A 26,519-nucleotide genomic window follows, 5' to 3' on the forward strand; every position below is an offset into this window, starting at 1 on the left:
CCCCTGCCGCCTAACCGCCCACGTTGAAGCGGATCGGGATGCGGACGTTGCCCCCATCTACGGGTTGGCCGTCCTGGGTCTGCGGGCTCATCTTGAAGTAGGGCGCGAGCCGCAGGGCCGCCTTGCCGAAGCCTTCGCCCTCCGGCGTCTCGCCGACCACGCTGCAGCCGTTGAGCGTGCCCGCCGCGCTGACCGTGCAGGCCAGGGTGGCCTGACCGCCTACCTCGCGGCGTAGAGCGCTGTCCGGGTAGAACCGGGCGTATTCTCGCGCGCCGGGCCTGGCCAGCCAGTTGGGCGCGCGGATCACCGGGACGGCGACCGGCGGGGCCGGCTGCGCCGTGCCGACGCCCTCGACCGGTCCTGCGGGCGGTGGAGCGGGAACCGGAGATGGCGCGATCGGAATCGGCGTCGGCATCGGAATGGTGCGGTCGATGGGGGCCGTCACTCTGGGCGACACCCTTGGCTTGGAGGTCGGCAGCGGCTCGATCTCCAGGCGCGGCGTGAAGGTCTGCACGTTGATGATGGGACCTTCAGGGACGACGACCGGCTCCGGCGGCGCCCAGGTCTGCACCGCGAGGTAGGCGGCTAGTCCGCCGTGGACCGCGATCGACAGGATGATGGCGGTCTTGACGGCCGGCGAACGTGGGCGACGTTGCGCGCCCTCGAAAACAGGCAGGAATTGGCGAATGACCATGGCGACCTCCCTTTCTTTTTTCGTCACCGAAACAAAGGGTCGCGCCGGGATCGTGGCTGAAGCTTGACCGTGGAAGAGCCGAACCATGTCCGAGCGGTGACCATCCGGTGGTGAGGTTGCGATGGTCGCGCGGAAACGAAAACGCCCTCGATCCGCGTGGATCGAGGGCGTTGAGCCGAGGGCGGCCATCGCCGGAGCGATGGCCGTTGTCGATGCCTAGTAGGCGAGCCGCAGGGTCATGCCGTAGGTGCGCGGCATGCCGAGGAAGGCGTTGTAGGAGCCGGTCTGAGCGACGGCGTCGAAGCCGACCTGGGTATAGTACTCGTCGAAGATATTCTGTGCCCAAGCCTCGACCTGCCAGCTCTTGTCGTCCGGACCGATGCCCACCCGGGCGTTGACCAGGGTGAAGCCAGGCTGGTTCTTCACCGGGTCGAGGTTCGAGCCGGTGTTGTAGGACGACTGATACTTGGCGTTGACCGCGATCCGGCCGACCAAGTTGTCAGTGATCTCATGCTCGTAGGTCGCCGCGAGCGACGCCGACCAGAGCGGCGCCAGCGAGAGGCGCGAACCGGGCAGGCGTTGGTTACCGGTCGGAACGGCTGGCGGCGGGGGCGGGCTGCCCAGGACGCTGGCCGTGCTCTTCGGATAGTAGGTCTCGGCGTAGGTGACGCCGCTGTTGAGGCTGAGGCCCTCGATCGGCGTGAACCACACGAAGTCGGCGTCGACGCCCTTGGAGATAACGGTCGGAACCGAGGTGACGTTGAAGACCAGGCCGTTGAAGCTGTTGAGCTGGAAGTCCGTGAATTCCTGATAGAAAATAGTGCCGTTCAGCAGGACTGTGCGGTCAAACAGCGTGTTCTTCATGCCGATCTCGTAGGAATCCACGATCTCGGGCTTGAAGCTGGTGTCGAGGATCGGCGCGGCTGGCCTGCCGCCCGATTGGGTCGGTTGGGCGATCCGGTCGAGGTTGAAGCCGCCGGCCTTGTAGCCCCGCGCGTAGGACGCATAGGCGAGGATCTGCGGAGTGAAGCGGTAGTCGATCTTCACCGTGCCGGTGAGCTTCTCTTCCCGCAGGCGCTGGTCGTTGGAGCCCAGTTGCGAGAAGGCTGGGTTCTGGAAGGTGCCGCAGATCAGGGCGCCAGGCGCGCCGAGCGTCGGAACCCGCGACAGGGCCGTTAGGCAACCGATGCCGCCGTCGGTGTTGTTCCAGACGGTGTCGAGGTCCTTCTTCTCCCAGGTGTAGCGCGCGCCGCCGGTCAGGGTCAGCTTGTCGGTGATCTTGAAGCTGTTGTTGGTGAAGATCGCCGCGCCTTTTTCCTCCTGCTTGTAGGTGTCGTTCTGGCCTTGGCCCGCGACGAAGGTCGAGCCGTTGGCTGGCCGGCCGGTGAACAGCGGTAGAGCGCCGCCGAACAGGCCGTTGGCGTACTGCTCGAACTGGGTCCCGTAGACCAGGCGCACGTGCTGGGTCAGCTTCTCGTTGGTGAAGAAGGCGCCGACCAACCAGTTGAGGCGGTCGGTGTCGCCAGCCAAACGGAATTCTTGGCTGAACTGGCGGAACTGGACGTAGGCTGGATTGCTGCTGTCCACGGGCGGGCCGTAGAGCACGTCGACCAGGGTGCCGTCGGTGTCGCCGCCGCCTTGGCTCCTCCAGTCGCGCAGGGCGGTGATCGAGGTGAAGCGAGCGCCGCCCAACCACGGGGTGGTCCAATCGAGGGTCGCCGAGACGCCCTTGTCCACAACGTGCTTGAGGTCGTCGTGCGTGCCGAAGGCGGTGAAGGCCTCGGGGTTCGGCGGGTTCATGATCGCGCCGGGGACAATGGAGTTCAGGACCGCCGTCGGGCCGGTCGCGTTTTTGATCTGCACGGCGCCGCAGCAGCGCTCATTGCGATCGGTATAGTCGGCGATGAAGTTGACCTCGGCGTCGTCGGTCAGCCGGTACAGGATCTGGCCGCGCGCGGTGTAGAAGTTCTGGGTGTTGGTCGGGACGCCGCCGACCACGTCGTAGTAGCCGTCACGTTTGCGTCCGGCCAGGAACAGCCGTCCCGCCAGTTTCTCGCCCATGATCGGGCCGGTGAGCGACAGGGCCGCGCCGACGGCGCCGTAGTTGCCGAGCGTCACTTCGCTATTGGCGCCGACCTGGAACTCCGGACGCTTGGTCAGGATGTTGATGACGCCGGCCGAGGTGTTCTTGCCGAACAGCGTGCCTTGCGGGCCCTTCAGGACCTCGATGCGCTCGAGATCGCCGAGATCGCCGAACGCCACGCCGTTGCGGGGGCGGTAGACGCCGTCGATGACCACGCCGACCGAGGATTCCAGACCGACGTTGTCACCGACCGTGCCGATGCCGCGGATCCGCGCCGTCGTCGAGGTGTTGCTGCCCGTCGTGGTGACGGTCAGGCCGGGGGTGACCACGGTCAGGTCCTTGATGTCCCGCACGCCGGCGTCCTGCAATTGCTGGGCGTTGACGGCCGTCACCACGATGGGGACGTCCTGCAGACTCTGGGTTCGTTTTTGAGCGGTGACGACAATTTCGTCGATCGTTCGGGGGGCGTCTGGGGTCGTGGACTGCGCTTGCGCACCCACGGCTATGAAGATCAAGGCAAGCGCGCTGGAACCAGCCAGAATATTTTTGACGGACACGATAAAAAAATCCCCAAGGCTTTTCTTGTTGCGCAAGTGTTGAGCCGAGTTTTTGAGACCTGCAAGCGGTGAAAATTGACCAACCCGATAATTCTCGCTGGTTGTGGTTGCGAGCACACCATTCTTGGCTCAAGCGGCCACCAGGGCGGGTATATGTGTCGCTATTTTGACTTATTGGTCAAAATCTAATGCTGTTGAAGCCGAGCAGGTGCGGTCCGCACATGGCGGCGCCGCCTCGGCGCCAGCCTTGGGGCGTCGGCGCGAGCGGCCGCCAAGCTTGTCATGTGGATACAGTCCAGCCTCTCGCGGAGCATGGTTAGCGTCGCGTTAACCATGTGCGGGCACACCTTGCCCATGGCCGTGCATGGAATCAGAGGTGTTGTCGAAGCCGCGATCCAGCGCGCGTCCAACGCCACTGGCGTGGACTTCAGTTTTCTCATGGGTACGGCGGCCCGCGAGAGCGGATATAATCCCAAGGCCAAGGCCCCGACTTCGTCGGCCGCTGGGCTCTTCCAGTTCGTGGAGCAGACTTGGCTCTCGACCCTGAAGCAGCATGGGGCGAAGTACGGCTACGCTCGCTACTCCGACCTGATCACCAAGGGCGCGGACGGCCGCTACCGGGTTAGCGGCGCCGAGGCCCGCAAGGCGGTCATGGATCTGCGGCTCGACCCGCATGCGGCATCGTTGATGGCCGGCGAACTGACCTCCGACCATGCCTCCTACCTGAAGGGCCGGGTAGGGCGCGCGCCGACGGCAGGCGAACTCTACGCCGCGCACTTCCTGGGGCCGCAGGGTTCGGCCAAGCTGATAGAGGCGATGCGCACCCGGCCGGGCGCCAGCGCGGCCAGCATTTTTCCCGACGCCGCCGGCGCCAACCGGTCCATTTTCTATCGCGATGGCCGGGCGGCCACCGTGGCCGAGGTCTATGCGAATCTGACCAAGACGGGTGGGGCCGGCCATGCGACGACCGCTGAGCGCAGCCGTCCGATAGATGGCTTCATCCAGTACGCCTCGGCCCGCCAGCGGACGCTGCAGCAGGGGCAGGACGCCATGGTCGACATCATCTTGCGTGGCTCGCAGTCCGACGACGACTCCAGTTCGGGCGTTCGGATGACCGGCTCGATGTTCACCAGCGAGATGTTGCGCGTGCTGGCCGAAGCCCGCGAGAAGTCGAACTAGGCGGCCGATCCGGCCGCAAGCATCGCCTCGATCTCGGCGGTGGAGTAGCCGACCTCGGCCAGGATCTCGCGCGTGTGTTGGCCAAGGCTTGGCGCGGCGGGGCGGACCGTGGCGTCGGCGCCTGGGAAGCGGGCCGGAGCGGCGGGGGAGCGATAGGTGCCGCCCTGTCCGTCCTCGACCTCGATCAGAGCGCCGGCCGCCGCCACCTGCGGGTCGGCGGCGACCTGGGCGGGGGTCTGCACCGGCGCCCAAACCAGATCGACCTCATCGAGCCGCCGCGCGATCTCGTCGAAGTCCAAGTCTCCGAAGGCCTTGTCGAACTCGGCGACCAGTGTCGGGCTGTTGTCCTTGCGCAGCCGGCTGGTCAGGAAACGCTCGTCCTCGGGAAGGTCCGGGCGGCCGCAGGCGGCCGAGAGGAGCTGCCAGTCCTTGCTGGCCCCGCGTGGGTTGATCACGAACCAATGGCCGTCTCGGCTTTTGTAGAAGTTGGCCACCGGGTCGAACGGCGCGCTGCGCGGCCGGTTGGAGGCGAGCTTGCCGAACGCGAGCTGCACAGCCATGTCGGAGCCCACGGTGTAGACTCCGGTCGCCAGCAGCGAGGTCTGCACCAGCCGCCCGACGCCGGTCTTCTCCCGCTCATAGACCGCCGCCAGGATCGCGGCGACGGTGGCCAGCGAAGTCGTGTGGTCGCCAACCCCGGTGCGCAGGATGAATGGGTCGGTTCCCTTGGGCGCGTGCATGTGGGCGACCCCGGCCCGGGACCAGAAGGCGGTGACGTCGAAACCGGGCTTGGCGGCGTCGGGACCTTCCAGGCCATAGCCGGTCACCACCGCGTAGATCAGCCGGGGATTGGCCGCCCTCAGGGTCTCGTCATCCAGGCCCGCGCGCTTCAACGAGGCGGGGCGGACATTGGTGAGGAAGATATCAGCGTCGTTGGCCAGCCGGGTGAGCGCCTCGCGTCCCTCGGGTTTGGAGGTGTCCAGCACCACGGCCCGCTTGCCGCGATTGTCCAGGCCGAATGTGGGGTTGCCGGAGAGCGCGCTTTTGGCGTCGCCGAACACGTGCCGCATCGGGTCGCCCTCTGGGCGCTCGACCTTGATCACCTCGGCGCCCCAGTCGGCCATTATGCCGGCCGCGCCGGGCGCGGCGATGTAGGAGGCGAACTCGACGACTTTCAGACCCTGCAGCAACACGCGACGTCCTCCCTTATGGTTGGGAGCCACCTTGCAGGTCGCGGGCTAAGGCCTCAAGGCTGCTCAGGCGACGGAGCGGACGGGCTGCTCGCCGCGCTCGACCGCGATGGCGTCGGCCACGGCGCGGGCGACGGCCGCGACGCTGACCGGTTTGCGCAGCACCGCATCAGCCCCGGCGTCCACGCATTCCTTGGCTTCGGCCGCGTCTCCGCCGATGACGCAGATGATCGGGACCCGGGCGATGTCGATGTCGAGGGCGCGGATGGCCGCGATGGCGGCGGGGCCGTCCATGTTCGGCATGCGGCCATCGATCATCAGCAGATCGAATTCGCAGACCTTGGCCAGCTCGACCGCGCGGCGGCCATCGACGGCGTGGACGACCTGGTGGCCGAGTTGCTCGACCACGGCGCGCAGCATGGCGGCGTTCAGGGCGTCGTCCTCGGCGATCAGCACCCGCAGGCGGCGATGCATTTCTGGCGTGGCGGCGGCCGGATCGACCGAGAGTTCCTGTTCACGCCGCGGCTGGGCGGCGGGGTCATAGGGGAGTTCCAGCCGGAAGCAGGACCCGACGCCGAGCGCGCTGTGGGCCAATAGTTCGCCGCCCATCAACCGGGCGAGCTGGCGCGACAGCGACAGACCAAGGCCCGCGCCCGAGGTGCCGGCGCTGGTGCGGGCGATGCGGTTGAAGGGTTCGAAAGCGCTTTCCAGTTCATCAGCCGTGAGGCCAGGGCCGGTGTCGGCGATCTCGATGGCTAGCCGGCCCGAGGGGCTGAGTTCGAGGCGCGCTTCGACCCGGCCGCGAACCGTGAACTTCAGGGCGTTGCCAAGCAGGTTGGCGAGAATCTGGCGCACCCGATGGGCGTCGGCGACCGTGGCCCCGACGTCCTGGGCGTTGAGGTCTGGCGCGATGTGCAGGGTGAGCTCAAGGCCCTTCGCCCCCGCGTTCGGCCGGTTCAGCAGAAGCAGATCGCGCATCAGGGCGACGGCGTCGAAGGGGTGAGTGTCGACCTCGAGCCGCCCAGCTTCCGCGGTTTCCGAATCTAGCGTGGTGTTGAGGACAGCGATCAGGTCGTTGGCGGCGTCGAGAGCGGCTGACAACTGTTCGCGTGAAGGCGCCGAGCGGCCATTGGCGCCGACAGCGGCGGCCAGGACGTGGGCGACTCCGGTGAGGCCGTTGCGGATCTCGTGGCTCAGCGTGGCCACCAGGTCGGACTTGGATTGGGCCAGGCGGCGCGCCTCCTCCATCTGGCCGGCGCGTTCGGCGATCAGGGTCTCGCGCTCGGCGGCCAGGGTGAACTGCCGACGCAGAATACGGTTGACGATCAGGGCTAGCGCCAGGGCCAGGGCGATCGCCCCCCAGGCCAGATTGGCGCTCGCCGCGCTGTCGGGGTGGCGGAAGAGGAAGAAAAGGGGCCCGGCGGCCGCGGCGCTGCCGACGATCAACAGGCTGGGCAGCCAGGGGGAGGCGAAGAAGATGATCAGAATGGCGCCGGCCACCGCGACCATCATCAGCGGATCGCGCGCCGGCCCCGCGCCATCGGCGAAGGCCGCGATCTGCGCCACCGCCGCGGCCCAGACAAGCCCGCCGGCCAGGTGAGCCTGACCGCGCTTGGCGATGTCGGCCCTCACGTCAGGGCGCTTGAGCCAGTTGACGACCGCGTAGAAGAAACCCCAGGCGAGCGCGAAGATCGCGAAGGTGGCGGTCATCCAGCCGGCGTTGGGGGCATGCGAGCCGGCCCAGACATAGGCCGGCAGGGTGACCGTGAACACGGCCAGGGCGTAGGGCAGTAAAGCTGTTTGCGTATCAAGGGCTTGCTGGCCGACCGACATCCCGCCACGGGTCTCGGCTTTACGGGTCTCAACCAACATGAACAGGTCCCTCGGCGGCAGACGGGGACTCTATCGCGGTAGGGTTGGCGAGTGGTTACGTCCGCTGCGAAATCCACAGGTTTGGCGGCAATCGTTCATTAAGCTTAACCGTGGAGGATATAGGCTCGGGACCCTCGGTTCCGATTGGGGGCTAGTCTGGAATGGCGATCACGCGCTCGGCGCTGACCGACGAGGATATCCGTACCTTGGTCAAGGGTGCGACGCCCGACGAACGCGCCGCCGCCGCCCACAAGATCTGCCGCGCTTTCGAGACCACAACGCTGACCGACGAGGAGCGCTCGAGCGCGCAGGATATCCTGCGGGTGATGGCGCGGGACGCCGCCGAGCTGGTTCGCCGGGCGCTGGCCGTGACGCTGAAGAGTTCTCCGCTGGTCCCACGCGATGTGGCCCTGCGCTTGGCGAAGGACATCGACAGCATCGCCCTGCCAATGCTGGAGGCCTCGCCGGCCTTTACCGACGCCGACCTCGCCGAGATCCTGCGGATAGGCGGGCCGGTGCAGCAGATGGCGATCGCCAAGCGGCCGCGGGTGTCCCAGACCTTGACCAAGGCGTTCGCCGACCATGGCGGCGAGCCTGGGGTCGAGGCGGTCTGCGCCAATGACAACGCCGACTTCGCCGAGCAGACCCTGCAGGCCATCGTGGCGCGGTTCGAAAACTCGGAGCGCGTGCTGGCCGCGGTGGCCTATCGCAACGCCCTCCCGCTCTCGGTGACCGAGAAGCTCGTGAGCCTGGTTGGAGATGAGGTGCGCCATCACCTGCTAAATCACCACGAGATCTCAGCCGAACTGGCGCTGGCCGTGACTATCGGCGCCCGTGAACGCGCGACCGTCGACCTAGTGGATCAAGCCGGCCGCACCGCCGATGTGAAGACCTTCGTCCAGCACCTACAAGCCCATGACCGGCTGACCGCCTCGCTGCTCCTACGCGTTCTCGCCCACGGCCATATGACGTTCCTGGAGTGGGGGCTGTCGGAGTTGGCCAGCGTCCCGCACCACCGCACCTGGCTGATGATCCACGACGCCGGGCCGCTGGGTCTGAAGGCGATCTATGACCGGGCCGGCTTGCCAGCCCGGCTCTACGGCGCGTTCCGCGCTGGGGTGGATACCTACCATTCGATGGAGTTCGACGGCGGGACCCGAGACCGGGAGCGGTTCCAGGAGCGGATGCTGCAACGGTTCCTGACTCAGCCGATCGTGCCCGGCCGCGAGGACATCGACTACCTCCTCGACAAGATGGACAAGATCTCCGAGGCCGCGCGGACGTCGGTGCGGGCCAGCGCGCGCGCCTAGGGTGTCCTTGCGTCATGCTTGCGCCGCCTGGCCGACGCTCGCAAGCTGGCGACATGAGCCCTTCGCAAGACATCAAGCCCGCCGCCACCATCCTGCTGCTGCGAGACGCCCCGGCGTTCGAGGTGCTGATGGTCAAGCGTCATCACCAGATCGACTTTGCGTCGGGCGCGCTGGTGTTTCCGGGTGGCAAGAGCCATGCGGGCGATCACGATCCTGCCTGGGCCGAGCACGCGCTGGGCTGGTCGGGGTTCGACGCCGATCAGCGGGGACTGCGGATCGCCGCGATCCGCGAGGTCTTCGAGGAGGCCGGCATTCTGCTTGGTCAGCGCCTGGACGGGTCGGCGATCGGCGGAGAGGCTTGCCCGCTTGATGTTCGCAAGGCGGTGGACGCCGGAACCGTGGCGTTCCTCGACGTGTTGCGCGACCTTGGCGTGCGCATCGACCTCAACGCCCTGACGGTCTTCGCCCGGTGGATCACCCCGCCGTTGACGCCCAAGCGGTTCGACACCTGGTTCTACGTGGCCGATGCGCCGGACGATCAACTCGCCGCCTGCGATGGGCGCGAGACGGTCGACGCCGAGTGGATCGAGCCCAAGGAGGTGTTGCGGCTGGCCGAGGCTGGCGAGCGCAAGGTGATCTTCCCCACCCGCATGAACGTTCAACTTCTAGCGGAAGCGTCCAGCGCCCAGGATTGCATCGATCAGGCGAACGCCCGACCGCTCGTCACCGTCGAGCCGCAGATCCGCGACCGGGAGGGGGGCAAGGTGCTCGTGCTGCCGTCCGACGCCGGCTATGGCGTGGTCGAGGAGCCGCTCGAGCGGGTGATGTAGTTACTCAGGCCGCCGCGGCGACCTTGCGTTCCAGCTCTTCGATCAGCACGCGGCCGACGGGGTGCTCGTCGGTCTTGATGTCGTCGCGCACGGCGGCCTTGATGCCGTCGATGTGGGCGTCGACCAGCGGCATGGAGACGCTCAGACGCTTGTCCTTGTCGTCGATCAGCCGACACAGCGAGGCGCCGATCCGGGTGATCAGCGGAAACTCGTAGGTGGTTCCGAGTCCCTTCAGGTCGTGAGCGCGCAGATAGAGCGTTTCCATGGTCTCGGCGGTGACCCCTTCGTCGCGGACGCGCTGGCGGGCGGCGTCCAGCTTGACGACTTCGTCGTTCAACCACTGGGCGAAGTTGCCGGACAGGCTCTTGAGCGCGGCTTCGGCCTTGGCGATCGCGCTTGGGTCAATGGCGCCAAACCGACCGCCGAGCTTCAAACGGAGGCCGGGCGGCTGGGTGACCGGGTTCTGCTGGCTCACAACGCTCTCCTGGAACAGTCGTAGATCAGACTAGAACCCATCCGTTAACAACGAATGGAGCCCATAATTTGCTGTATTTAAACGGAAAATTGCTCCGCTAGCACGCGTTCCTCAAGGCTGCGGCCGGCGTCGAACAGCATGTGCAGGGCTACATCGCGATTTTCGGCGATGTGGACCTCCACCACGTCGCGTACCTCGAAATTGTCGGCGACGGCGCTGACCGGCCGCTTGTCAGCCTCCAGAATCTCGAAGGTCACGCGGGCGGTGTGAGCGAGCAGGGCGCCGCGCCAACGACGGGGGCGGAAGGCGCTGATCGGGGTCAGGGCCAGCACCTTGGCGTCCAGCGGGATGATCGGACCGTGGGCCGACAGGTTGTAGGCGGTCGAGCCGGCCGGCGTCGCGACCAGGGCGCCGTCGCAGGATAACTCGCCAAGCCGGACCTTGCCGTCGATAGAGATGCGCAGCTTGGCTGTTTGCCGGGTCTGGCGCAGTAGCGAGACCTCGTTCATCGCGATCGCCCGATGTTCCTGGCCATGGACGTCGATGGCGAACATCGACAGCGGATGAATCACGGCGCGCTCGGCGGCGTTGATCCGCTCCAGCAGCCCGTCCTCGCAGTACTCGTTCATCAGGAAGCCGACCGAGCCGCGGTTCATGCCGTAGATTGGCCGCTCGCCGCCCAGGTTTTCGTGCAGCGTCTCGAGCATGAAGCCGTCGCCGCCCAGGGCGACGATGACCTGGGCTGTATCCAGGCTGGCTTGGCCATAGCGAGCGATCAGCGCGTCCTTGGCCTCCAGGGCTTCCGGGCGGTCGCTGGCCACGAAGGCGAGTCGGGTCACAAATGGCTCAGGCTTGAACATAGGCCGGGAGAAGTCCGTGAAACGCGCGTTCCGTCAACCGATCAGCGCATAGCGGAAGGCCGCGCCGGCGACGTCGGGGTCGAAAGGACCAAAAGCGCCGTGCGCGCGGCGGGCGCCTTCGGAACCGCCGCCGGGCTTTCCGGCGTTCAGATCGCGCACCAGCGCCAGCAGCGTTGGGAACACGCTGCGGTCGATGCCGACCGAGGCGCAGGCGAGCGCCAGCAATTCTGGATGATCGGAGTTCACGGCGCGCTCCACCTGTTCAGGCTCGAAACGGCCCAGCGTCGCCAGCCCCATGATGAACAGCGAGAGGTTGCGGTCCTTCAAGGCGCGCAGCAGGTAACCGGGGCTGAGTTGGCCCGACATGTTGAGCTTGGCGACCAGCCGCTGCTCCATTTCATCGCGTTCGCCGGCCCGGGCCGCGGGAGGGCGGCCTTCAGCATCGACAGGAACGCCGCCGAGCGCCTCCTGCACCGACAGGCCCAGCGCGGCGTCGAGTGCTTCGGCGTCCAGATTGAACCTGCCTATCAGCGATTGCCGCAGGGCCTGGCCGACCCAGACATAGAGTTCGCGGGCCAGGCCGTCCGAGAGGTCGGGATGGCGGGCCAGCACGGACCGCAGCGCCGCGATGCGCTCCGAAGCCCGGACCAGAACCGTGAGTTCCTCGGGGCCGACCTCGGCGGTGTCGTTGCCGGCCAGGGCGGTCAGGACCGCCGGTTCGTTCTGCTGAAGGATGGCGGCGACCACAGGCTTGCCGATCATGGGGCGGCGCGCCACCTCGATCTGGTGCTCGATGGTGGCTTCCAGCACCAGACGGACAAGGTCTTGATCCTTCAACACCGGGCTGCTGGCGATGATCGGGCGGGCGATCTCGATGTCGTCGAGGGCCAGGACGTTGATCAGGGCCGAGGGGGCCCATACGGCGGCCGAGAGCTTTTCAGAGAGGCGGCGGCGGATGTCCCACTCGGCCTCGACCACCAGGTTCATGAAGATAGAATGCAACTGCGCCTGGATCGACGCGGAGGCCATCTGGGCGTTGTCGTCGGCGCCGCACAGATCGACGACGGCGAGCAAAAGGCGCTCACGATCGGCTGGCGCACGGCTCCGCGCCAGATTCAGCAGTGCATCGGTCTTGGCGGTCACGCTTAAAGCAGGGTCCCGGCGGTCAGACGCCTAGCTTCGAATCTACGCCTGTCGGATGAAAACATGGTTACTAGCTGTTGAGCACGCGGCGCAAACCATCGCGAACGCTTGCGGGATAAAGGGCGCGAGATGTCTGAACCGCTGATTTTAGCTCTGGATCAGGGCACGACCTCGACCCGGGCGATCCTGTTCGACGCCAAAGGCGCGCCGCTGGCCGACGCCGGACGCCCGCTGGAACAGTTCTATCCACAGGACGGGTGGGTCGAGCACGACGCCGAGCAGATCTTCGAAACCTCGGTCGCGGTGATGCGCGAGGCGATCGCCAAGTCGGGCCGCTCGATCGAGGACATCGTCACCATCGGCATCACCAACCAGCGCGAGACGGTGGTGATCTGGGACAAGGCGAGCGGCGAGCCGATCTACCGGGCCATCGTCTGGCAGGATCGCCGCACGGCCGCCACTTGCGAGCGCCTGCGGGCGGCGGGCAAGGAGGGCAGGGTCACCGACATCACCGGCTTGCTGCTCGATCCGTATTTCTCCGGCACCAAGATCGCATGGATCCTCGACAATGTGCCGGGCGCCAGGGCGCGGGCCGAGGCCGGCGAATTGCTGGTCGGCACCATGGACTGTTGGGTGATCTGGAAACTGACCGGCGGCGCCTCGCATGTCACCGACGCCACCAACGCCTCGCGGACCCTGCTGTTCGACCTGACGGCCCAGGCCTGGTCGGCGGAGATGCTGGAGATGTTGAACGTCCCCGGCGTGCTGATGCCCCGGGTTCTGGACTGCGCTGATGCGTTTGGCGTGACCGAGCCTGATCTGCTGGGCCGGGGGATCCCGATCTGCGGTGTCGCCGGGGACCAGCAGGCCGCGTTGATGGGGCAGGGCTGCATTCGGGCCGGCGAAATGAAGGCGACGTATGGCACGGGCTGCTTCCTACTGGTCAACACTGGCGAGCACCTGGCGCCGTCACGCTCGAGGTTGCTGACGACAGTCGCCGCGCGCCTGAATGGCCGCGCGACCTATGCGTTGGAGGGCTCGATCTTCATCGCCGGGGCGGCGCTGCAGTGGGTGAACGAGGGGCTCAACGTCGAGGGCGGCGGCGCGGGCGTCGAGAAACTGGCCCAGAGCGCCAAGGACGATCACGGGGTGGTGCTGGTGCCGGCCTTCACCGGCCTGGGCGCGCCCTGGTGGGACGCCAATGCGCGCGGCGCGATCTTCGGCATGACGCGCGACACCGGCCTGGCCGAGATCGCCCATGCCGCATTCGACGCCTGCGCCTTGCAGACGCGCGATCTGATTGAGGCGATGCGCGCCGATGCGCCCGGCGCTTTTGGTCGCGGCGTGGAACTGCGGATCGATGGGGGCATGTCGCGCAGCGTCTGGTTCAGCCAGCGACTGGCCGATCTGACCGGCGTGGCGGTGGGCCGGGCCACCTATCTGGAGACGACGGCGCTCGGCGCGGCCCTGTTCGCCGGGATTGGCGCGGGGCTCTACGCCAACGCCGAGGAGGCGGTCCGCGCGCGGCCCACGACGGAGCGGTTCGAGCCCTCGCCGAGCACACATAGCCGCGAGGCGGCCTATGCGCGCTGGCTGGACGCCGTGGCCCGGGTGCGGACCGAGACCTAGACGGCCGCCCTTCCGAGCAAGGACGCTCGCCGTCGGCGAGCCGCCGCGCCGACGAAACCGAAGCCGGTGATCATCAGCGCCCAGGTTCCCGGTTCAGGCACCACGGCGAAATGGCCGCGTATCTCACCGCCGGGAAACGCGGTGGTGTGCAGGTTGAAATAGGCTTGGCCTGCGTTCAGCCCGGCCAGCAGGGCCGCTTCGGCGCTGGCGGCCGTCCCGCCGCTGCCAGCGACGAACGGCGCGTTGTAGCTGCTGAGCTGGGTCAGATCGAAGACGTTCATATAGCTGCCGCTGACGACCCCGGCGGGGAACCCGACGAAGCTGGGGATCATGGTCGCCACCCCGACATTGTTCGGCGGCGCGGCGCAGCAGTGGATGTGCGCCGCCGTGGTCGGCGCGGTAAGGCCCTGAAAGGTGACCGAAAGGGTCATGGTGTGGGCCGCGGTGTCGAAAGTCAGGGTCGCCTGGCCGGTTCCGGGGCTGGCGTTCGCCGGGTTCTCGTTCGCCCCCGCCAGGGTGGTCTTGTAGACGGTCGCGGCGTGCGCGCCGCTGGCGATGGAAAGGCAGGCCGCTACAGCCAGCATCTTGATGGCGGTGTGGGGCATTTCGACCTCCGTGATGGGACGTGCGACGACGGGTCTTAAATCAAGGTTCGCTGAGCCCCCTTCGGCGAGTGCGCGTATCAGTGAGCGTCACACAAAAGCGGCTTTGATAACATTGTTATTTAAGTTCTGCTGACGATCGACTTGAAGTCAATGCCGCCGGGAACGCCTTGGCAGGGCGAGCCTGCGCTGGAACCCGTGCTTGACGCTGGCGTCCAGCGGCGCGACGCTGGTGAACAACGATCAGGCAGAAGACTAGGGAGGCCGATATGGCCGATGGTTCGCTCGCAGGCGTGAGCTCGCTCAAGGGCAAGGTCAGCGCTGAGGAGTGGCAGGCGCGGGTCGATCTCGCCGCCCTCTATCGACTGGTGGCGCTCTATGGCTGGGATGACGCCATTTACACCCACATCTCCGCGCGCATTCCAGGGCCGGAACATCAGTTCCTGATCAACCCCTACGGCATGTACTTCGGAGAGATGACCGCCTCGGCCCTGGTCAAGATCGACCTGGACGGCAACATCCTCCAGGAGACGCCTTACTTCATCAATCCGGCGGGCTTCACGATCCATTCGGCGATCCACGCCGCGCGGGAAGACGCGCACTACGTCATGCACCTGCACACCGACCAGGGGGTGGCCGTGGCCGCCCAGAAGGACGGACTGCTGCCGCTGTCGCAGCATGCGCTGATCATCGGAACGATGCTGGCCTATCACGACTATGAGGGCATCGCCCTGAACCTGGACGAGCGTGAGCGTCTGGTGGCCGACATCGGTGACAAGCACGTGATGTTGCTCCGCAATCACGGCACGCTGGCGGTGGGCGAAAGCGCCGCCGACTGCTGGATCCGGATGTTCTATCTGGAGCGGGCTTGCAAGCAGCAGGTGATGGCTTTGTCGGCGGGGCGAGAAAATGTGCTGATGGCGCCCCAGGCCGCGCAAGATGAGGTGAAGATGCAGTTGGCGCGTGGACTGGGCGGAAAGCTCGCCTGGGCCGGCGCTCTGCGCCAGTTGGACCGGGCCCTGCCTGGTTACGACGCCTAGAGACTTAACTGAGGATTTATCAGGGCGGGCGCCGGTTCTTCGGCGCCCGTTTTCTTTGCGCTTACGAAGCAATACCCACTATGGGCGCCCAGCATGTGTCTAGGCGGAAAGCGATCGCGGTCTATTTCAAGGCAGACACGCAAAGCCATCGTTCTGTCACTGGACGGCGCCTATGTGGCGGCCATAAGACCCGCTTTGATTCATACTCAGCCAATTTCCATTTAGAGTCCCGCGGAGTTTCCGTAGCTTGATACGACGTCACTTCTTCCTCACCGCCGCTATTCTGATCCTCGTCCTCATGGTGGTCGCGGGCGGATGGAAGCTGACCTTCGGCAAGAAGCAGGGACCGGGCGGACCGCCCGCGGCCATGGCCGCGCAAAAGGGCGGTGGAGCTCCGAAAGGCGGGGGCGGCGGCGGCGGCATGGGCGGCCCGGCTCCGGTCAATCTCGTCGCGGCGCAGGCCAAGACCTTTACCGACGTGATCGACGTGATCGGCGTGGCCAAGGGACGCCAGTCGGTGACCTTGACGGCGGCGACCACTCAACTTGTCGAGCGCGTGCGATTCACCGACGGCCAGTCGGTGGCCAAGGGTCAGGTGTTGGTCGAATTGAAGTCCACCGAGCAGAGCGCGGGGAGCGCCCAGGCTCAGGCGCGGCTGGTTCAAGCGCAGCGTGACTACGACCGCTGGAAGCAACTCGCCGCTCAGGGTTACGCCTCGAAAACCGCGCTCGACCAGCGCGAAGCGACCTATCTCGCCGCCAAGGCCGACGTTGACGCCGCGCGCGCTCGGGAGAGTGACCGCATGGTCCGCGCCCCGTTCGCCGGCGTCATGGGTCTTTCGGACATCGCGCCTGGCATGCTGATCAATCCCGGGGTGGCGATCGTCACGCTGGACGACATCAGCGCCGTGCGAGTCGATTTCGAGGTGCCAGATCGCTATCTCGCCTCGGTCCGCGAGGGCCAGCCGTTGGTCGCCCAAATCGACGCCTATCCGGGCTTGTCGATCCAGGGCCGCATCCAGAAGCTGGACACCCGGATCGATGAACGCACCCGCGCCTTCACCGCGCGAGCCGAGTTCCCCAACCCTGGCGGCAAGCTGAAGCCCGGCATGATGATGCGCATCGGGATCGCCCGTGGCCAGCGCCAAGTCGTGGCGGCGCCGGAGGCCGCGGTGTCCGTCCAGGGCGACACCGCGTTCGTCTATGTGGTGAAGAAGGACGGCGAGCAAAGCGTGGCCGAGCGTCGTCCGGTCTTGACCGGGGTGCGTCAGGACGGCTTGGTTGAGATCCGCGAAGGCCTGCAAGCTGGCGAGCAGATCGTGGCCGATGGACTGAACAAGATTCAACCGGGGCAACCGGTTCGCGTGCAGGCTCCGGCCGTCGCTCGCGAGGCGGCGGCTGACCCGCAGCCAGGAGCGCGCAGCCCGCGGCCCGGCGCATGATGCTCTCTGATCTTTCGGTCCGCCGGCCGGTATTCGCCGCCGTCGCCGCGATCATTCTGTGCGTGGTCGGCCTGGCCGCCTTCGCCTCGCTGACGGTTCGCGAACTGCCCAGCGTCGATCCGCCTGTGGTCTCGATTTCGACAACCTATCGCGGCGCCTCGGCCGAGGTCGTGGAGGAGCGGATCACCGAGGTGATCGAGCGGCAGATCTCCGGCATTCAGGGGATCGACCGGGTCAATTCGTCCTCGCGCGACGGGCGTTCGAACATCAACATCTCGTTCCGGCTCGACCGGAACCTCGACAACGCGGCCAACGACGTTCGCGACGCCGTGAGCCGGGTGTCGGCCAACCTGCCGCTGCAGGCCGACCCGCCGCAGATCGCCAAGGCGACGGCCGACGGCTCGCCTATCATGTTCATCTCGTTCGCCTCGACGACGCTGAACCGGCTGCAGCTTTCCGACTACGCCCAGCGCTACCTGGTGGAGCGGTTCTCGACCATCGACGGCGTTGCTCAGGTGTTTGTGGGCGGCAGCCAGCTCTACTCCATGCGTATCTGGCTAGATCCGGACGCCATGGCGGCCCGAGGCGTGACGGTCGATGATGTCGAGAACGCGCTGAACAGCCAGAATCTCGAACTGCCCGCTGGTTCGCTTGAGGCCCCGTCCAAGGATTTCACGATCCGGGTTGCGCGCGGCTACTCGACGCCTGAACAGTTCGCCCAGCTTCCTGTGGTCGCCTCCGGCGGACAGGCGACGGCTGCGACCGGCAACTCTTCCCAGGCGCACGTCACCCGCCTTGGGGATATCGCCAGAGTCGAGGAGGGGCCGGACGAGCATCGCCGCAGCTTCCGCTCCAATGGCCGCGATCAGGTTGGTATCGGCATCACCCGCCAGTCGCAGGCTAACGACCTGGATATCTCCAAGGGCGTCAACGATCTGCTGCCGGAACTGAACAAGTCCCTGCCCAAGGGCACGACCCTGGAAGTGGCGGTCGACTACACGATCTTCACCGCCCACGCGCTCCAGGAAGTCTGGATTACCATGGGGATCTCGCTGTGCCTCGTGGCGCTGGTGAACTTCATCTTTCTGGGCACCTGGCGGGCGGCCCTGATCCCGTCGATCGTCGCGCCGATCTGCATCCTCTCGACTTTCATCGTGCTAGCCCCGCTGGGCTTCTCGCTGAACCTGCTGACTCTGCTCGCCTTGGTGCTGGCCATCGGGCTGGTCGTCGACGACGCGATTGTGGTGGTCGAGAATATCCAGCGTCGGATCGACGACGGTGAACCGCCGATCGTCGCCGCCCAACGCGGGGCGCGGCAGGTGTTCTTCGCGGTGGTCGCCACCACCATCGTGCTGATCTCGGTGTTCGCGCCGCTGATGTTCCTGCCAGGCTATATCGGGCGGCTGTTCGTCGAACTGGCGGTGGCCATCGCCGCGGCCGTGGCCTTCTCGGCGCTGCTGGCGCTCAGCTTGGCGCCCATGTTGGCGTCGAAACTGCTGCGACCGGCCCACGGGCAGGGCTTCCTGGCTCGCTATGTCGATGGCGCGATGGATAAGCTGAAGGCTTCCTATCACGCCTCTCTTGATAGCCTCTTGGGGCGGCGCTCGGCTTCTATCGCCACTGCCGTCTTGGTCGCGGTGCTTGCGCTCGGCGCGGTCGGCCTGTTCAGCGTGCTTCCACGCGAACTGGTGCCCGAGGAAGACCGTGGCCGGATCGACCTGAACATCTCCGGACCGGAAGGCGCGGGGTACGATTACACCAGAAAGGCGGCGGACCAGATCGAGGCGCGCCTGCAAAGCCTTTTGAAGGACGGGGTGATCACCCGTTACATCCTGGGCGTTCCCAGATTCAACGGCACCCAGTTCAATGGCGGCTTCGGTAACGCGAACCTGGCGCCCGACGCCGGCGTAACGTCAAACGAACTCGCTGCGCAACTCAATCGCGAGCTGTCATCGATCACTTCGGTCCGGGCGATCGCCTCGGTGCGGCCGGCCTTCTCGCGCGGCGGCGGCGGTGGCGGCGGCGTTGAAGTGATCGCGATGGGCGACGATTACGATCAGGTAGCGGCTTGGATCGCGCCGTTGCTGGCCGCTGCAGAAGCTAATCCTGGTCTGGCCAGGGCGCGTCTGGACTATGAGCCCACCAGTCCCAGGGTGCTGGTGAGCATCGATCGGGAAAAGGCGGCTTCGCTCGGGGTTTCAGCGCAAGCTGTCGGCCGCGCGCTGGAGAGCAACTTCGGCACCCGGCGGGTCACGACCTACATCAAGAGCGGCCAAGAATACGACGTGCTGCTCCAGACCGACCGTGAGCAGCGCCAGTCCGAGCAGGATATCGGCAATCTGTATGTTCGCGCTCAGTCGGGCCAGCTCATCCCGCTATCGACCGTGGTGACAACCGAGGTTCGGGGCGACACGCCCGACCGCGCGCGCGTCGACCGACTGCGGTCGGTAACCCTCTCGGCCCAACTGAACCCAGGCTATGCCGTGGGCGATGCGGTGAAGTTCTTTGAGGCCGAGATCGCGAAGCTCCCTTCCGGCACCCAGACAAAGTGGGGCGGCGTCGCCCGTGACTATCTCGAGGCCGGCGGCGCCGTGGGCCTGGCGTTCGGCATGGCGCTGCTGCTGGTGTTCCTGGTGCTGGCGGCTCAGTTCGAAAGCTGGATCCACCCGGCGGTGATCATGCTGACCGTGCCGGTCGCCGCGCTCGGCGGGCTGTTCGGGCTGCTGATTTCAGGCTCGACGATCAACACCTACAGTCAGATCGGGCTGATCATCCTGGTCGGGATCGCGGCCAAGAACGGCATCCTGATCGTTGAGTTCGCCAATCAGCTGCGCGATGAAGGCCTCACCGTCCGTGAGGCGGTGATCGAGAGCGCGACCCTGCGGCTGCGTCCGATCATCATGACCTCGATCGCCGCCGCCGCCGGCGCCGTTCCGCTGATCATGTGGGGCGGGGCGGGCGGCGAGAGCCGCAAGACCATCGGCGTGGTGATCTTCTTCGGGGCGATTTTCTCGACCGTCCTGACGCTGTTCATCGTGCCGGTGTTCTACAATCTGCTGGCCCGTTTCACGAAGTCGCCGCAGGCTACGGCTCGCCGCATCGAGGCCTTCGAAGAAACCGAACAGACCCGCGCGGCCAACGCCGCCGAATAGCCGCGCCGGCCGGCCATGCCCCACGAGACTGGGCATGGCCGTTCGGCCGCGCGCCGCACCTAGCCTCCAAAACGAAAATGCCTCCCCCGAGGGGGAGGCGAGTTGTCGGGGTGGCGCCGCCGTCGACAAGGGGGTGTCGCGGGCTGGCGCGGGATCTCGGCTGACAGATGCAAAAAGCAGCTTCGACGCGCTGATGGTGCGGCCGAACTATATTCTCGTCAAGGTTGCTCGTTGCGAGATTTCGCTTAGGGCGCCTTGTAGCCGGTCTCGACCTTCAAGAAGGCGATCAGGTCGATGCGGTCCTTGGGATCCTTCAGGCCCGCGAAGGACATCTTGGTGCCGGGCAGGAAGGTCCGCGGCTCGGCCAGCCACTTGTCGAGGTGCGCGGCGTCCCAGACGAAGCCGGCGTTTGTGACGGCGTCGGAATACTTGTAGCTCGCGACCTCGCCAGCCTTGCGGCCGAAGACCCCGTGCAGGTTCGGGCCGGTCATGTTGGCGCCGCCCGGAACGATCGTGTGGCAGGAGCGGCACATGCCGAACTTCTGCTTCCCGTTGGCCAGGTCGGCGGTGTTGTACGGGGCGGGCAGGGCGGCCAGCAATGCCTGCTTCTCGGCGTCGGTGGGCTCAGGGACGGCCGGAGCAGCCGGCGCCTGGGCGGTCTTCTCGCCGCCCTGGCCGCAACCAGCCAGCAAGGCGCAGGCCCCGACGACGGACAACATCACTGCGTGGCGCATCTTATAATCCCTTCGACAAACTTGACCGCAAGCTAGTCTTGCTCAGCCGCGTTGCAAGGCGCGCCTGCGGCGTTCCTTCTGGATAATTTCGTCGAGGGCCTGGAGGTAGCGCGAGCGGTCGTTGCGATCGAACGGCTTTGGACCGCCCAGGATGTCGCCGGTGGAGCGGAGTTGTTCCATCAGGGCTCGCTGGGCGATGGCGGCGCCGATTGAGTTCTCGGTGAACGGCTTGCCGGTGGGTGTGAGCGCGTGGCCTCCGGCCTGCAGGACCCGTTCGGCCAGCGGAATGTCGTTAGTGACGGTCACGTCGCCGGGGGCGACATGCTCGGCGATCCAGTCGTCGGCGACGTCAGGACCGGCGTCGACAATCACCCGAGCGATCATCGGCGATGGCGGGATCTGCATGAAGGCGTTGGACACCACCCAGGTCTTCAGGCCGTAGCGCTGGGCGACCTTGTAGGTTTCGTCCTTCACCGGGCAGGCGTCGGCGTCGATGAAGATCTCGATCGGCTTGTGGTTCAATCTCGCCTCGGCAAACAGAAGGAGTCACGCGCCACCCGGCAGAGGGACCCAACATGATCTCTTTAGGCCAGATCGCCGTAAAGCGAGAGCCGCCTCAGGCCGAGCTTTCGACTCTCCGGGATGTTCGGCGTCGCCGAAGCGGTTGCAGCGGGCATGCGGGAGCGGCTAAGGAAGAGCAAATCGGGCCGTCGTTCGCAGAAGATCGGCCGGCCCGTGATTTGCCGCCCACCAGACGGCGAAAAGCCTATGTATTCCAATGGGCCGGCTTAGCTCAGCTGGTAGAGCAGCGGTTTTGTAAACCGAAGGTCACGGGTTCGATTCCTGTAGCCGGCACCACTCCCCGCCACCACCGCCACGATCGCGCTGGCAGGGCGTAGGCGATCACCGCGTCGCCGATTGGGGTCTCCATGAAGTGGTGGCCGCGGGCCATGATCGCGGCGTACTGGCGACTGTTCACCCCATAGGTCATCGGCATGGCCTGGCCGCCGGCCCACAGCACGTCCTTCCACACGGTCTTGCCGGTCTGAGCCTTTGACTCCGGACCCGGCGCAGGTCACCACCTTCGCCGCGAACAGGGGGAGACAAGACCATGGCCGACACCACAGCAGAGCGTCGGCAGCGCCTTCGCTCCATCATCGGGGGCTCCACCGGCAATCTGGTCGAATGGTACGACTGGTACGTCTATTCAGCCTTCACCCTCTATTTCGCGCCGATCTTCTTCCCGAAGGGCGACTCGACCGCGCAACTCCTAAACGCCGCGGCGGTCTTCGCGGTTGGGTTCCTGATGCGCCCCATCGGCGCCTGGTTGATGGGCGTCTATGCCGACCGCAAGGGGCGCAAGGCGGGGCTGACGCTGTCGGTGGCCCTGATGTGCGCCGGCTCGTTGCTGATCGCGGTGACGCCGGGCTATGCGACCATCGGCTGGGTCGCGCCGGCCCTCCTGGTGTTCGCACGCCTGATGCAGGGGCTGAGCGTGGGCGGGGAGTACGGCGCCAGCGCCACCTATCTTAGCGAGATGGCCGGCAAGGATCGGCGGGGCTTCTTCTCCAGCTTCCAGTACGTGACGCTGATTTCCGGCCAACTCCTGGCTCTAACCGTGCTGCTGATTCTGCAGGCGGTGATGCCCGAGCCTGAGCTTGAAGCCTGGGGCTGGCGCATCCCGTTCGTGATCGGCGGGGCGCTGGCCATCGTGGTCTTTTACCTGCGGCGCGGCCTGGCGGAGACGGAGTCGTTCAAGAACGCGCAGGAGGCCAAGGCCCCCAAGTCGAGCGGGATGGAGCTGTTCCGTAACCACCCGCGCGAGGCGCTGGTGGTCATCGCCCTGACGGCCGGCGGCACGCTCGCCTTCTACGCCTACTCGACCTACATGCAGAAATTCCTGGTCAACACCTCGGGCTTCAGCCGCGAGACGGCCACCTGGATCACCGCGGCGGCGCTGTTCTTCTACATGCTGCTGCAACCAGCGGCTGGGGCGCTGTCGGACAAGATCGGCCGCAAGCCGCTGATGATCGGGTTCGGCGTTCTCGGCGTGGCCTTCACCTATCTGATCTTCACCACCCTGGCGAAGACCGACGATCCCTACGTCGCCTTCGCGATCGTGCTGGGAGCGTTGGTGATCGTCACTGGCTACACCTCGATTAATGCTGTGGTGAAGGCCGAGCTGTTCCCCACCCACATCCGCGCGCTGGGCGTGGCTCTGCCCTATGCGCTGGCCAATACGATCTTCGGCGGCACCGCCGAGTACGTGGCGCTGTGGTTCAAGACGCAGGGGATGGAGAGCGGCTTCTACTGGTACGTCACGGCCATGATCGGTGTCTCGCTGATCACCTACCTGCGGATGCGCGACACGCGGGCGCACAGCAAAATCATCGAGGACTGAGCCGGCGGAGGTCGGCCGTCCGACTTAGGAACCGGACCTGGCGGAATGGGTTGAACGGCGTGTTCTTCCCTGGCGCGATGCTGCGCCCCCTTCGCGAGGATAGATTTCAATGGCTAGTTCCGCGCCCGACGCTATCGCCCTGCTCAAGGCCGATCACCGCAAGGTGGAGGGCCTGTTCGAAGACTACGAGAAGGCCACCAACTCGACCAAGAAGGCCGCGTTGGTCCGGCAAATCTGTACTGAACTGACGGTTCACACCAAGATCGAAGAAGAGATCTTCTACCCCGCATGCCGCGGGAAGATCGAGGACGACACGCTGGACGAGGCCTATGTCGAGCACGACGGGGCCAAGATGCTGATCGCTGAACTGATGGACGGGGCGCCGGACGATGCGTTCTACGACGCCAAGGTCAAGGTGCTGTCCGAGGAGATCAAGCACCACGTCAAGGAAGAGGAAATGCGCTCGGAGGGCATGTTCGCCCAGGCGCGGGAAGCCGGTCTGGACATGGAGGCGCTGGGCGCCGAGATGCGGGCTCGGAAGGAAGAGCTCACCAAGGAGTTCAAGGCCGATGGCCTGCCGATCCAGCGGACTCACACCATGACCGGCGCGGCTGTCGAACACGCTGGCATGGCGTAGCGGATTCCGAAATCTGGTCGATGCTCGGCGCGACCAGGTCCGGCCTTTGGCCCACGTTGTCGACGACGTGGGCCATCGCGTTTGCCTTCGACGGTTGGACGGCGCGCCCACCTGTGGTCACGTGGGATCAAATAGCAGGAGGGACGCGCCATGGATTTCGAGGATTATCGCAAGCACGACGCCGTGGGCCTGGCCGGGCTGGTGTCCAAGGGCGAAGTGACGCCTCCGGAACTGCTCGAGGCGGCGGTTGCCCGGATGGCGCAGGTTGATCCTCAGATCAACGCCGTGACCCTCGATCTGACCGAAATGGGCCGCAAGACAGCAGACCGTCACATCTGGGGCGGGCCGTTGGCTGGGGTGCCCTTCCTGCTCAAGGACCTTGGCGCTCAACTGGCCGGGACCCCGACGACATCCGGGTCGGCGGTGTTTCGCGACCAGCTGGCGCCCGCCGACAGCGCCATCACCACCGCCTACAAGGAGGCCGGGCTGGTGATCTTCGGCAAGACCAATACGCCGGAGTTCGGCTTGATGCCGGTGACGGAATCGACCCTGCTCGGGCCGTGCCGCAATCCTTGGGATATCACGCGCACGCCGGGCGGCTCATCGGGCGGGGCGGCGGCCGCGGTCGCGGCAGGCATCGTGCCCGCCGCACACGCCAGCGACGGCGGCGGTTCGATCCGCACCCCAGCCTCGGCCTGCGGGCTGTTTGGGATGAAGCCTTCGCGCGGCCGCGTCTCGTTCGCCCCGACCGGCGAGGGGTGGGGCGGGGCTTCGATCCAACACGCCGTCACCCGTTCTGTCCGCGACAGCGCTGTCCTGCTGGACATTGTCTGCACCCCGCAGCCTGGCGATCCCTATTTCATCGCCAAGCCCGATCAGCCGTTCTTCAGCGAGGTCGATCGTGACCCGGGCAAGCTGAGCATCGGCTACACGACCGCCGCCCTGGCCTCGCCGGGCTTGGATCCCGAATGTGTCGCCGCTGTGCTGGACGCGGCCAGGCTGTGCGAGGGACTGGGCCACAGCGTTGAGGAGGTGGTCATTCCTGGCGATCTGGCGGCCATGCAGCAGGGCGCCGGCGATGTGATCGGTGCGAGCATCGCCGCGACCCTGGACTTCGAGGGTGAGCGCCGGGGCCGCCCGGTGGGGGAGGGCGATGTCGAACTGCTGACCTGGCTCATGTATCAGCGCGGCAAGCAGGTTTCCGGCTCGACCTATGTGCGCGGGCTGGCGGCGATCCACGCTTATGGTCGGGCGGTGGCTGGCCTGTTCGAGCGCTATGATGTGGTGTTGATGTCGACCCTGGGCAGCCCGGCGATCCCGGTCGGCCACCTGACCGAGGACGTCCGCGAGTACACGCAGCGGCTGTTCGCCTTCATGCCCAATACCCAGGCCTTCAACAACACGGGGCAGCCGGCGATGAGCGTGCCTTTGGCCTGGAGCCAGGGCGGCCTGCCGATCGGCCTGCAGTTCGTCGGGCGAATGGGCGCGGAGGCGGGCCTCTTCCGCCTGGCCGGCCAACTGGAGAAGGCGCGGCCCTGGTTCGATCGCGTGGCGGGGCTCTAGGCCTCGCGCCGCTTGCGCATCTGGAACAGGTAGACGGCGATCACGCCGGTGGCGACCAGGCCGATCAGCAGGGTCGAGACGGCGTTGATCTCCGGGCTGACCCCCAGGCGCACTTGGCTGTAGATGCGCATCGGCAAGGTGGTTGAGCCCGGCCCCGAGGTGAAGCTGGCGATCACCAGGTCGTCCAGCGACAGGGTGAAGGCGAGCATCCAGGCGGCGGCCACGGCCGGCGCGATATTGGGCAGGGTGATCGCGAAGAACGCCTTGATCGGCGGGCAGCCCAGGTCTTGGGCGGCTTCCTCCAATTGGCGGTCAAAGGCCGAGAGCCGTGCCTGGATGACCACGGCGGCGTAGCACATGGTGACCGTGGCGTGGCTGACCGTCACGGTCCAGAACCCGCGCGGCAAGCCCAGCGAGACGAACAGCAACAGCAGCGACAGGCCAAGGATCACCTCAGGCATCACCAGCGGCGCGAAGATCATCCCGGAAAAGAGCGTGCGGCCTCTGAAACGGCCGGCCCGCACCAAGGCGACGGCCGCGAAGGTCCCGAGCACCGTGGCTATGGTCGCCGAGATAAAGCCAATCCGGAAGGTGACCCAGATGGCGTCCAGAAGCTGTTCGTTGCGGAACAGCGAGACGTACCACTTCGTGGAGAAACCGCCCCAGACCGTCACCAGCCGGCTGGCGTTGAACGAGTAGATCACCAGCAGGATGATCGGCAGGTAGAGGAAGCCGAAGCCGATCACCAGGCTGGCGATGTTGAAGGTCGTCAGGCCCCGCTTCATCGGCCAGCCTCCATCAGCTTGGCCTGTTGGCGCTGGTAGAGGACGATCGGCACGACCAGGGTTACGAGCAGGACGATGGCCACGGCCGAGGCGGCCGGCCAGTCGCGGTTGGCGAAGAACTCAGTCCAGATGGTTTTGCCGAGCATCAGGGTCGAGGACCCGCCGAGCAGGTCGGGGATCACGAACTCGCCGACCATCGGGATGAAGCACAACAGGCAGCCGGCCACCACGCCCGGGATCGAGAGCGGCCAGGTGACCTGCCAGAAGCTCTTCCACGGCGGCGAGCCGAGGTCGGCGGCCGCCTCCAGCAGCGTATGGTCCATCCGCTCCAGCGCCGCATAG

General features: G+C 66.3%; 23 protein-coding genes and 1 tRNA gene. 12 read left to right on the plus strand and 12 right to left on the minus strand.

The annotated features are described in order from the left end of the window. Positions 1–10: 10 nt before the first annotated feature. A complete protein-coding gene (locus Q7T84_RS12940; protein ID WP_304809520.1) occupies positions 11–694 on the minus strand; it encodes a TonB family protein in 684 nt (227 codons plus the stop codon). 216 nt (positions 695–910) lie between these two features. After that, positions 911–3,277 carry a TonB-dependent receptor gene (locus Q7T84_RS12945; protein WP_304809564.1) on the minus strand — a complete coding sequence of 789 codons (2,367 nt, stop codon included), beginning with the start codon at positions 3,275–3,277 and terminating at the stop codon, positions 911–913. Here Q7T84_RS12945 and Q7T84_RS12950 point away from each other — a divergent pair. Both Q7T84_RS12950 and Q7T84_RS12955 read left to right on the plus strand, forming a co-directional pair. Beyond that, on the plus strand, positions 3,206–3,406 hold the full coding sequence (locus Q7T84_RS12950; RefSeq protein ID WP_304809568.1) for a hypothetical protein: 201 nt from the start codon (positions 3,206–3,208) through the stop codon (positions 3,404–3,406). The genes Q7T84_RS12945 and Q7T84_RS12950 overlap by 72 nt on opposite strands. 282 nt (positions 3,407–3,688) lie before the next feature. Next, positions 3,689–4,513, plus strand: coding sequence for a transglycosylase SLT domain-containing protein (locus Q7T84_RS12955; protein ID WP_304809522.1), 825 nt, complete (start codon positions 3,689–3,691; stop codon positions 4,511–4,513). Here the strand turns inward: Q7T84_RS12955 and Q7T84_RS12960 are convergent. Continuing rightward, the gene (locus tag Q7T84_RS12960; RefSeq protein WP_304809525.1) at positions 4,510–5,706 is read right to left on the minus strand and encodes a CaiB/BaiF CoA-transferase family protein; all 1,197 of its coding nucleotides are present in this window, start codon (positions 5,704–5,706) and stop codon (positions 4,510–4,512) included. The two genes, Q7T84_RS12955 and Q7T84_RS12960, sit on opposite strands and share 4 nt — an antisense overlap. A 63-nt stretch (positions 5,707–5,769) precedes the next feature. Next, on the minus strand, positions 5,770–7,575 hold the full coding sequence (locus tag Q7T84_RS12965) for a hybrid sensor histidine kinase/response regulator (protein WP_304809527.1): 1,806 nt from the start codon (positions 7,573–7,575) through the stop codon (positions 5,770–5,772). Positions 7,576–7,736: 161 nt separating this feature from the next. Here Q7T84_RS12965 and Q7T84_RS12970 point away from each other — a divergent pair, with 161 nt between their 5' ends. Both Q7T84_RS12970 and Q7T84_RS12975 read left to right on the plus strand, forming a co-directional pair. Further along, a complete protein-coding gene (locus tag Q7T84_RS12970; RefSeq protein ID WP_304809529.1) occupies positions 7,737–8,885 on the plus strand; it encodes a DUF2336 domain-containing protein in 1,149 nt (382 codons plus the stop codon). 53 nt (positions 8,886–8,938) lie between these two features. After that, on the plus strand, positions 8,939–9,715 hold the full coding sequence (locus tag Q7T84_RS12975) for an NUDIX hydrolase (RefSeq protein ID WP_304809531.1): 777 nt from the start codon (positions 8,939–8,941) through the stop codon (positions 9,713–9,715). Positions 9,716–9,719: 4 nt separating this feature from the next. On the opposite strand, the gene Q7T84_RS12980 is transcribed toward Q7T84_RS12975, so the two are convergent. From Q7T84_RS12980 to Q7T84_RS12990, 3 genes are all read right to left on the minus strand, one after another. After that, positions 9,720–10,190, minus strand: coding sequence for an Hpt domain-containing protein (locus Q7T84_RS12980; protein ID WP_304809533.1), 471 nt, complete (start codon positions 10,188–10,190; stop codon positions 9,720–9,722). A 77-nt stretch (positions 10,191–10,267) separates the two neighbouring features. Then, positions 10,268–11,050 (minus strand): NAD kinase, encoded by a 783-nt coding sequence (locus Q7T84_RS12985; RefSeq protein WP_304809535.1) that lies wholly within the window; start codon positions 11,048–11,050, stop codon positions 10,268–10,270. Positions 11,051–11,083: 33 nt separating this feature from the next. Next, a complete protein-coding gene (locus tag Q7T84_RS12990) occupies positions 11,084–12,193 on the minus strand; it encodes a DUF2336 domain-containing protein (protein WP_304809537.1) in 1,110 nt (369 codons plus the stop codon). Positions 12,194–12,322: 129 nt separating this feature from the next. Here Q7T84_RS12990 and glpK point away from each other — a divergent pair, with 129 nt between their 5' ends. Continuing rightward, complete coding sequence (glpK, locus tag Q7T84_RS12995; protein WP_304809539.1) at positions 12,323–13,822, plus strand: glycerol kinase GlpK; 1,500 nt, start codon at positions 12,323–12,325, stop codon at positions 13,820–13,822. Here glpK and Q7T84_RS13000 read toward each other — a convergent pair. After that, complete coding sequence (locus Q7T84_RS13000) at positions 13,819–14,427, minus strand: CHRD domain-containing protein (RefSeq protein WP_304809541.1); 609 nt, start codon at positions 14,425–14,427, stop codon at positions 13,819–13,821. The two genes, glpK and Q7T84_RS13000, sit on opposite strands and share 4 nt — an antisense overlap. A gap of 266 nt (positions 14,428–14,693) precedes the next feature. Between Q7T84_RS13000 and Q7T84_RS13005 the strand changes: the two genes are divergently transcribed. The 3 genes from Q7T84_RS13005 to Q7T84_RS13015 all read left to right on the plus strand — a co-directional run bounded on the left by Q7T84_RS13005 (position 14,694) and on the right by Q7T84_RS13015 (position 20,057). Then, on the plus strand, positions 14,694–15,464 hold the full coding sequence (locus tag Q7T84_RS13005; protein ID WP_304809543.1) for a class II aldolase/adducin family protein: 771 nt from the start codon (positions 14,694–14,696) through the stop codon (positions 15,462–15,464). A gap of 247 nt (positions 15,465–15,711) precedes the next feature. After that, positions 15,712–16,905, plus strand: a complete 1,194-nt coding sequence (locus Q7T84_RS13010) for an efflux RND transporter periplasmic adaptor subunit (RefSeq protein ID WP_304809545.1) — start codon at positions 15,712–15,714, stop codon at positions 16,903–16,905. Then, complete coding sequence (locus Q7T84_RS13015; RefSeq protein WP_304809566.1) at positions 16,905–20,057, plus strand: efflux RND transporter permease subunit; 3,153 nt, start codon at positions 16,905–16,907, stop codon at positions 20,055–20,057. The genes Q7T84_RS13010 and Q7T84_RS13015 overlap by 1 nt, the downstream gene beginning before the upstream one ends. 245 nt (positions 20,058–20,302) lie before the next feature. Here Q7T84_RS13015 and Q7T84_RS13020 read toward each other — a convergent pair whose 3' ends face one another. Both Q7T84_RS13020 and Q7T84_RS13025 read right to left on the minus strand, forming a co-directional pair. Further along, positions 20,303–20,776 (minus strand): cytochrome c family protein, encoded by a 474-nt coding sequence (locus Q7T84_RS13020; protein ID WP_370653659.1) that lies wholly within the window; start codon positions 20,774–20,776, stop codon positions 20,303–20,305. Between the two features lie 57 nt (positions 20,777–20,833). After that, positions 20,834–21,313 carry a YaiI/YqxD family protein gene (locus Q7T84_RS13025; RefSeq protein WP_304809549.1) on the minus strand — a complete coding sequence of 160 codons (480 nt, stop codon included), beginning with the start codon at positions 21,311–21,313 and terminating at the stop codon, positions 20,834–20,836. A gap of 260 nt (positions 21,314–21,573) precedes the next feature. Between Q7T84_RS13025 and Q7T84_RS13030 the strand changes: the two genes are divergently transcribed. The 4 genes from Q7T84_RS13030 (at position 21,574) to Q7T84_RS13045 (ending at position 25,392) form a co-directional block, all read left to right on the plus strand. Then, a tRNA-Thr gene (locus tag Q7T84_RS13030) sits at positions 21,574–21,649 on the plus strand. A gap of 253 nt (positions 21,650–21,902) precedes the next feature. Further along, the gene (locus Q7T84_RS13035; protein WP_304809551.1) at positions 21,903–23,192 is read left to right on the plus strand and encodes an MFS transporter; all 1,290 of its coding nucleotides are present in this window, start codon (positions 21,903–21,905) and stop codon (positions 23,190–23,192) included. 109 nt (positions 23,193–23,301) lie between these two features. Beyond that, positions 23,302–23,829: a hemerythrin domain-containing protein gene (locus tag Q7T84_RS13040; RefSeq protein ID WP_304809553.1), complete on the plus strand. Its 528-nt coding sequence runs from the start codon at positions 23,302–23,304 to the stop codon at positions 23,827–23,829. Between the two features lie 150 nt (positions 23,830–23,979). Next, positions 23,980–25,392 (plus strand): amidase, encoded by a 1,413-nt coding sequence (locus Q7T84_RS13045; RefSeq protein ID WP_304809555.1) that lies wholly within the window; start codon positions 23,980–23,982, stop codon positions 25,390–25,392. Here the strand turns inward: Q7T84_RS13045 and Q7T84_RS13050 are convergent. Next, positions 25,389–26,177 carry an ABC transporter permease gene (locus Q7T84_RS13050; RefSeq protein WP_304809557.1) on the minus strand — a complete coding sequence of 263 codons (789 nt, stop codon included), beginning with the start codon at positions 26,175–26,177 and terminating at the stop codon, positions 25,389–25,391. The two genes, Q7T84_RS13045 and Q7T84_RS13050, sit on opposite strands and share 4 nt — an antisense overlap. Next, positions 26,174–26,519: ABC transporter permease (locus tag Q7T84_RS13055; protein ID WP_304809560.1), on the minus strand; the 346-nt coding region annotated here is incomplete at its 5' end. The genes Q7T84_RS13055 and Q7T84_RS13050, both read right to left, overlap by 4 nt.

Origin of the sequence: Phenylobacterium sp. (assembly GCF_030654915.1) — a bacterium.
In the GTDB taxonomy this organism is placed as follows: Bacteria; Pseudomonadota; Alphaproteobacteria; order Caulobacterales; family Caulobacteraceae; genus Phenylobacterium.

Excerpts from the sequence above, each read along its gene's own strand:
- Q7T84_RS13000 (WP_304809541.1), bottom strand. The coding sequence starts at position 14,427 with ATGCCCCACACCGCCATCAAGATGCTGGCTGTAGCGGCCTGCCTTTCC.
- Q7T84_RS13040 (WP_304809553.1), top strand. The coding sequence starts at position 23,302 with ATGGCTAGTTCCGCGCCCGACGCTATCGCCCTGCTCAAGGCCGATCAC.
- Q7T84_RS12985 (WP_304809535.1), bottom strand. The coding sequence starts at position 11,050 with ATGTTCAAGCCTGAGCCATTTGTGACCCGACTCGCCTTCGTGGCCAGC.
- glpK (WP_304809539.1), top strand. The coding sequence starts at position 12,323 with ATGTCTGAACCGCTGATTTTAGCTCTGGATCAGGGCACGACCTCGACC.
- Q7T84_RS12970 (WP_304809529.1), top strand. The coding sequence starts at position 7,737 with ATGGCGATCACGCGCTCGGCGCTGACCGACGAGGATATCCGTACCTTG.
- Q7T84_RS13020 (WP_370653659.1), bottom strand. The coding sequence starts at position 20,776 with ATGTTGTCCGTCGTCGGGGCCTGCGCCTTGCTGGCTGGTTGCGGCCAG.
- Q7T84_RS12965 (WP_304809527.1), bottom strand. The coding sequence starts at position 7,575 with ATGTTGGTTGAGACCCGTAAAGCCGAGACCCGTGGCGGGATGTCGGTC.
- Q7T84_RS12975 (WP_304809531.1), top strand. The coding sequence starts at position 8,939 with ATGAGCCCTTCGCAAGACATCAAGCCCGCCGCCACCATCCTGCTGCTG.
- Q7T84_RS13005 (WP_304809543.1), top strand. The coding sequence starts at position 14,694 with ATGGCCGATGGTTCGCTCGCAGGCGTGAGCTCGCTCAAGGGCAAGGTC.
- Q7T84_RS12940 (WP_304809520.1), bottom strand. The coding sequence starts at position 694 with ATGGTCATTCGCCAATTCCTGCCTGTTTTCGAGGGCGCGCAACGTCGC.
- Q7T84_RS13045 (WP_304809555.1), top strand. The coding sequence starts at position 23,980 with ATGGATTTCGAGGATTATCGCAAGCACGACGCCGTGGGCCTGGCCGGG.
- Q7T84_RS13050 (WP_304809557.1), bottom strand. The coding sequence starts at position 26,177 with ATGAAGCGGGGCCTGACGACCTTCAACATCGCCAGCCTGGTGATCGGC.
- Q7T84_RS13015 (WP_304809566.1), top strand. The coding sequence starts at position 16,905 with ATGCTCTCTGATCTTTCGGTCCGCCGGCCGGTATTCGCCGCCGTCGCC.
- Q7T84_RS13035 (WP_304809551.1), top strand. The coding sequence starts at position 21,903 with ATGGCCGACACCACAGCAGAGCGTCGGCAGCGCCTTCGCTCCATCATC.
- Q7T84_RS12955 (WP_304809522.1), top strand. The coding sequence starts at position 3,689 with ATGGCCGTGCATGGAATCAGAGGTGTTGTCGAAGCCGCGATCCAGCGC.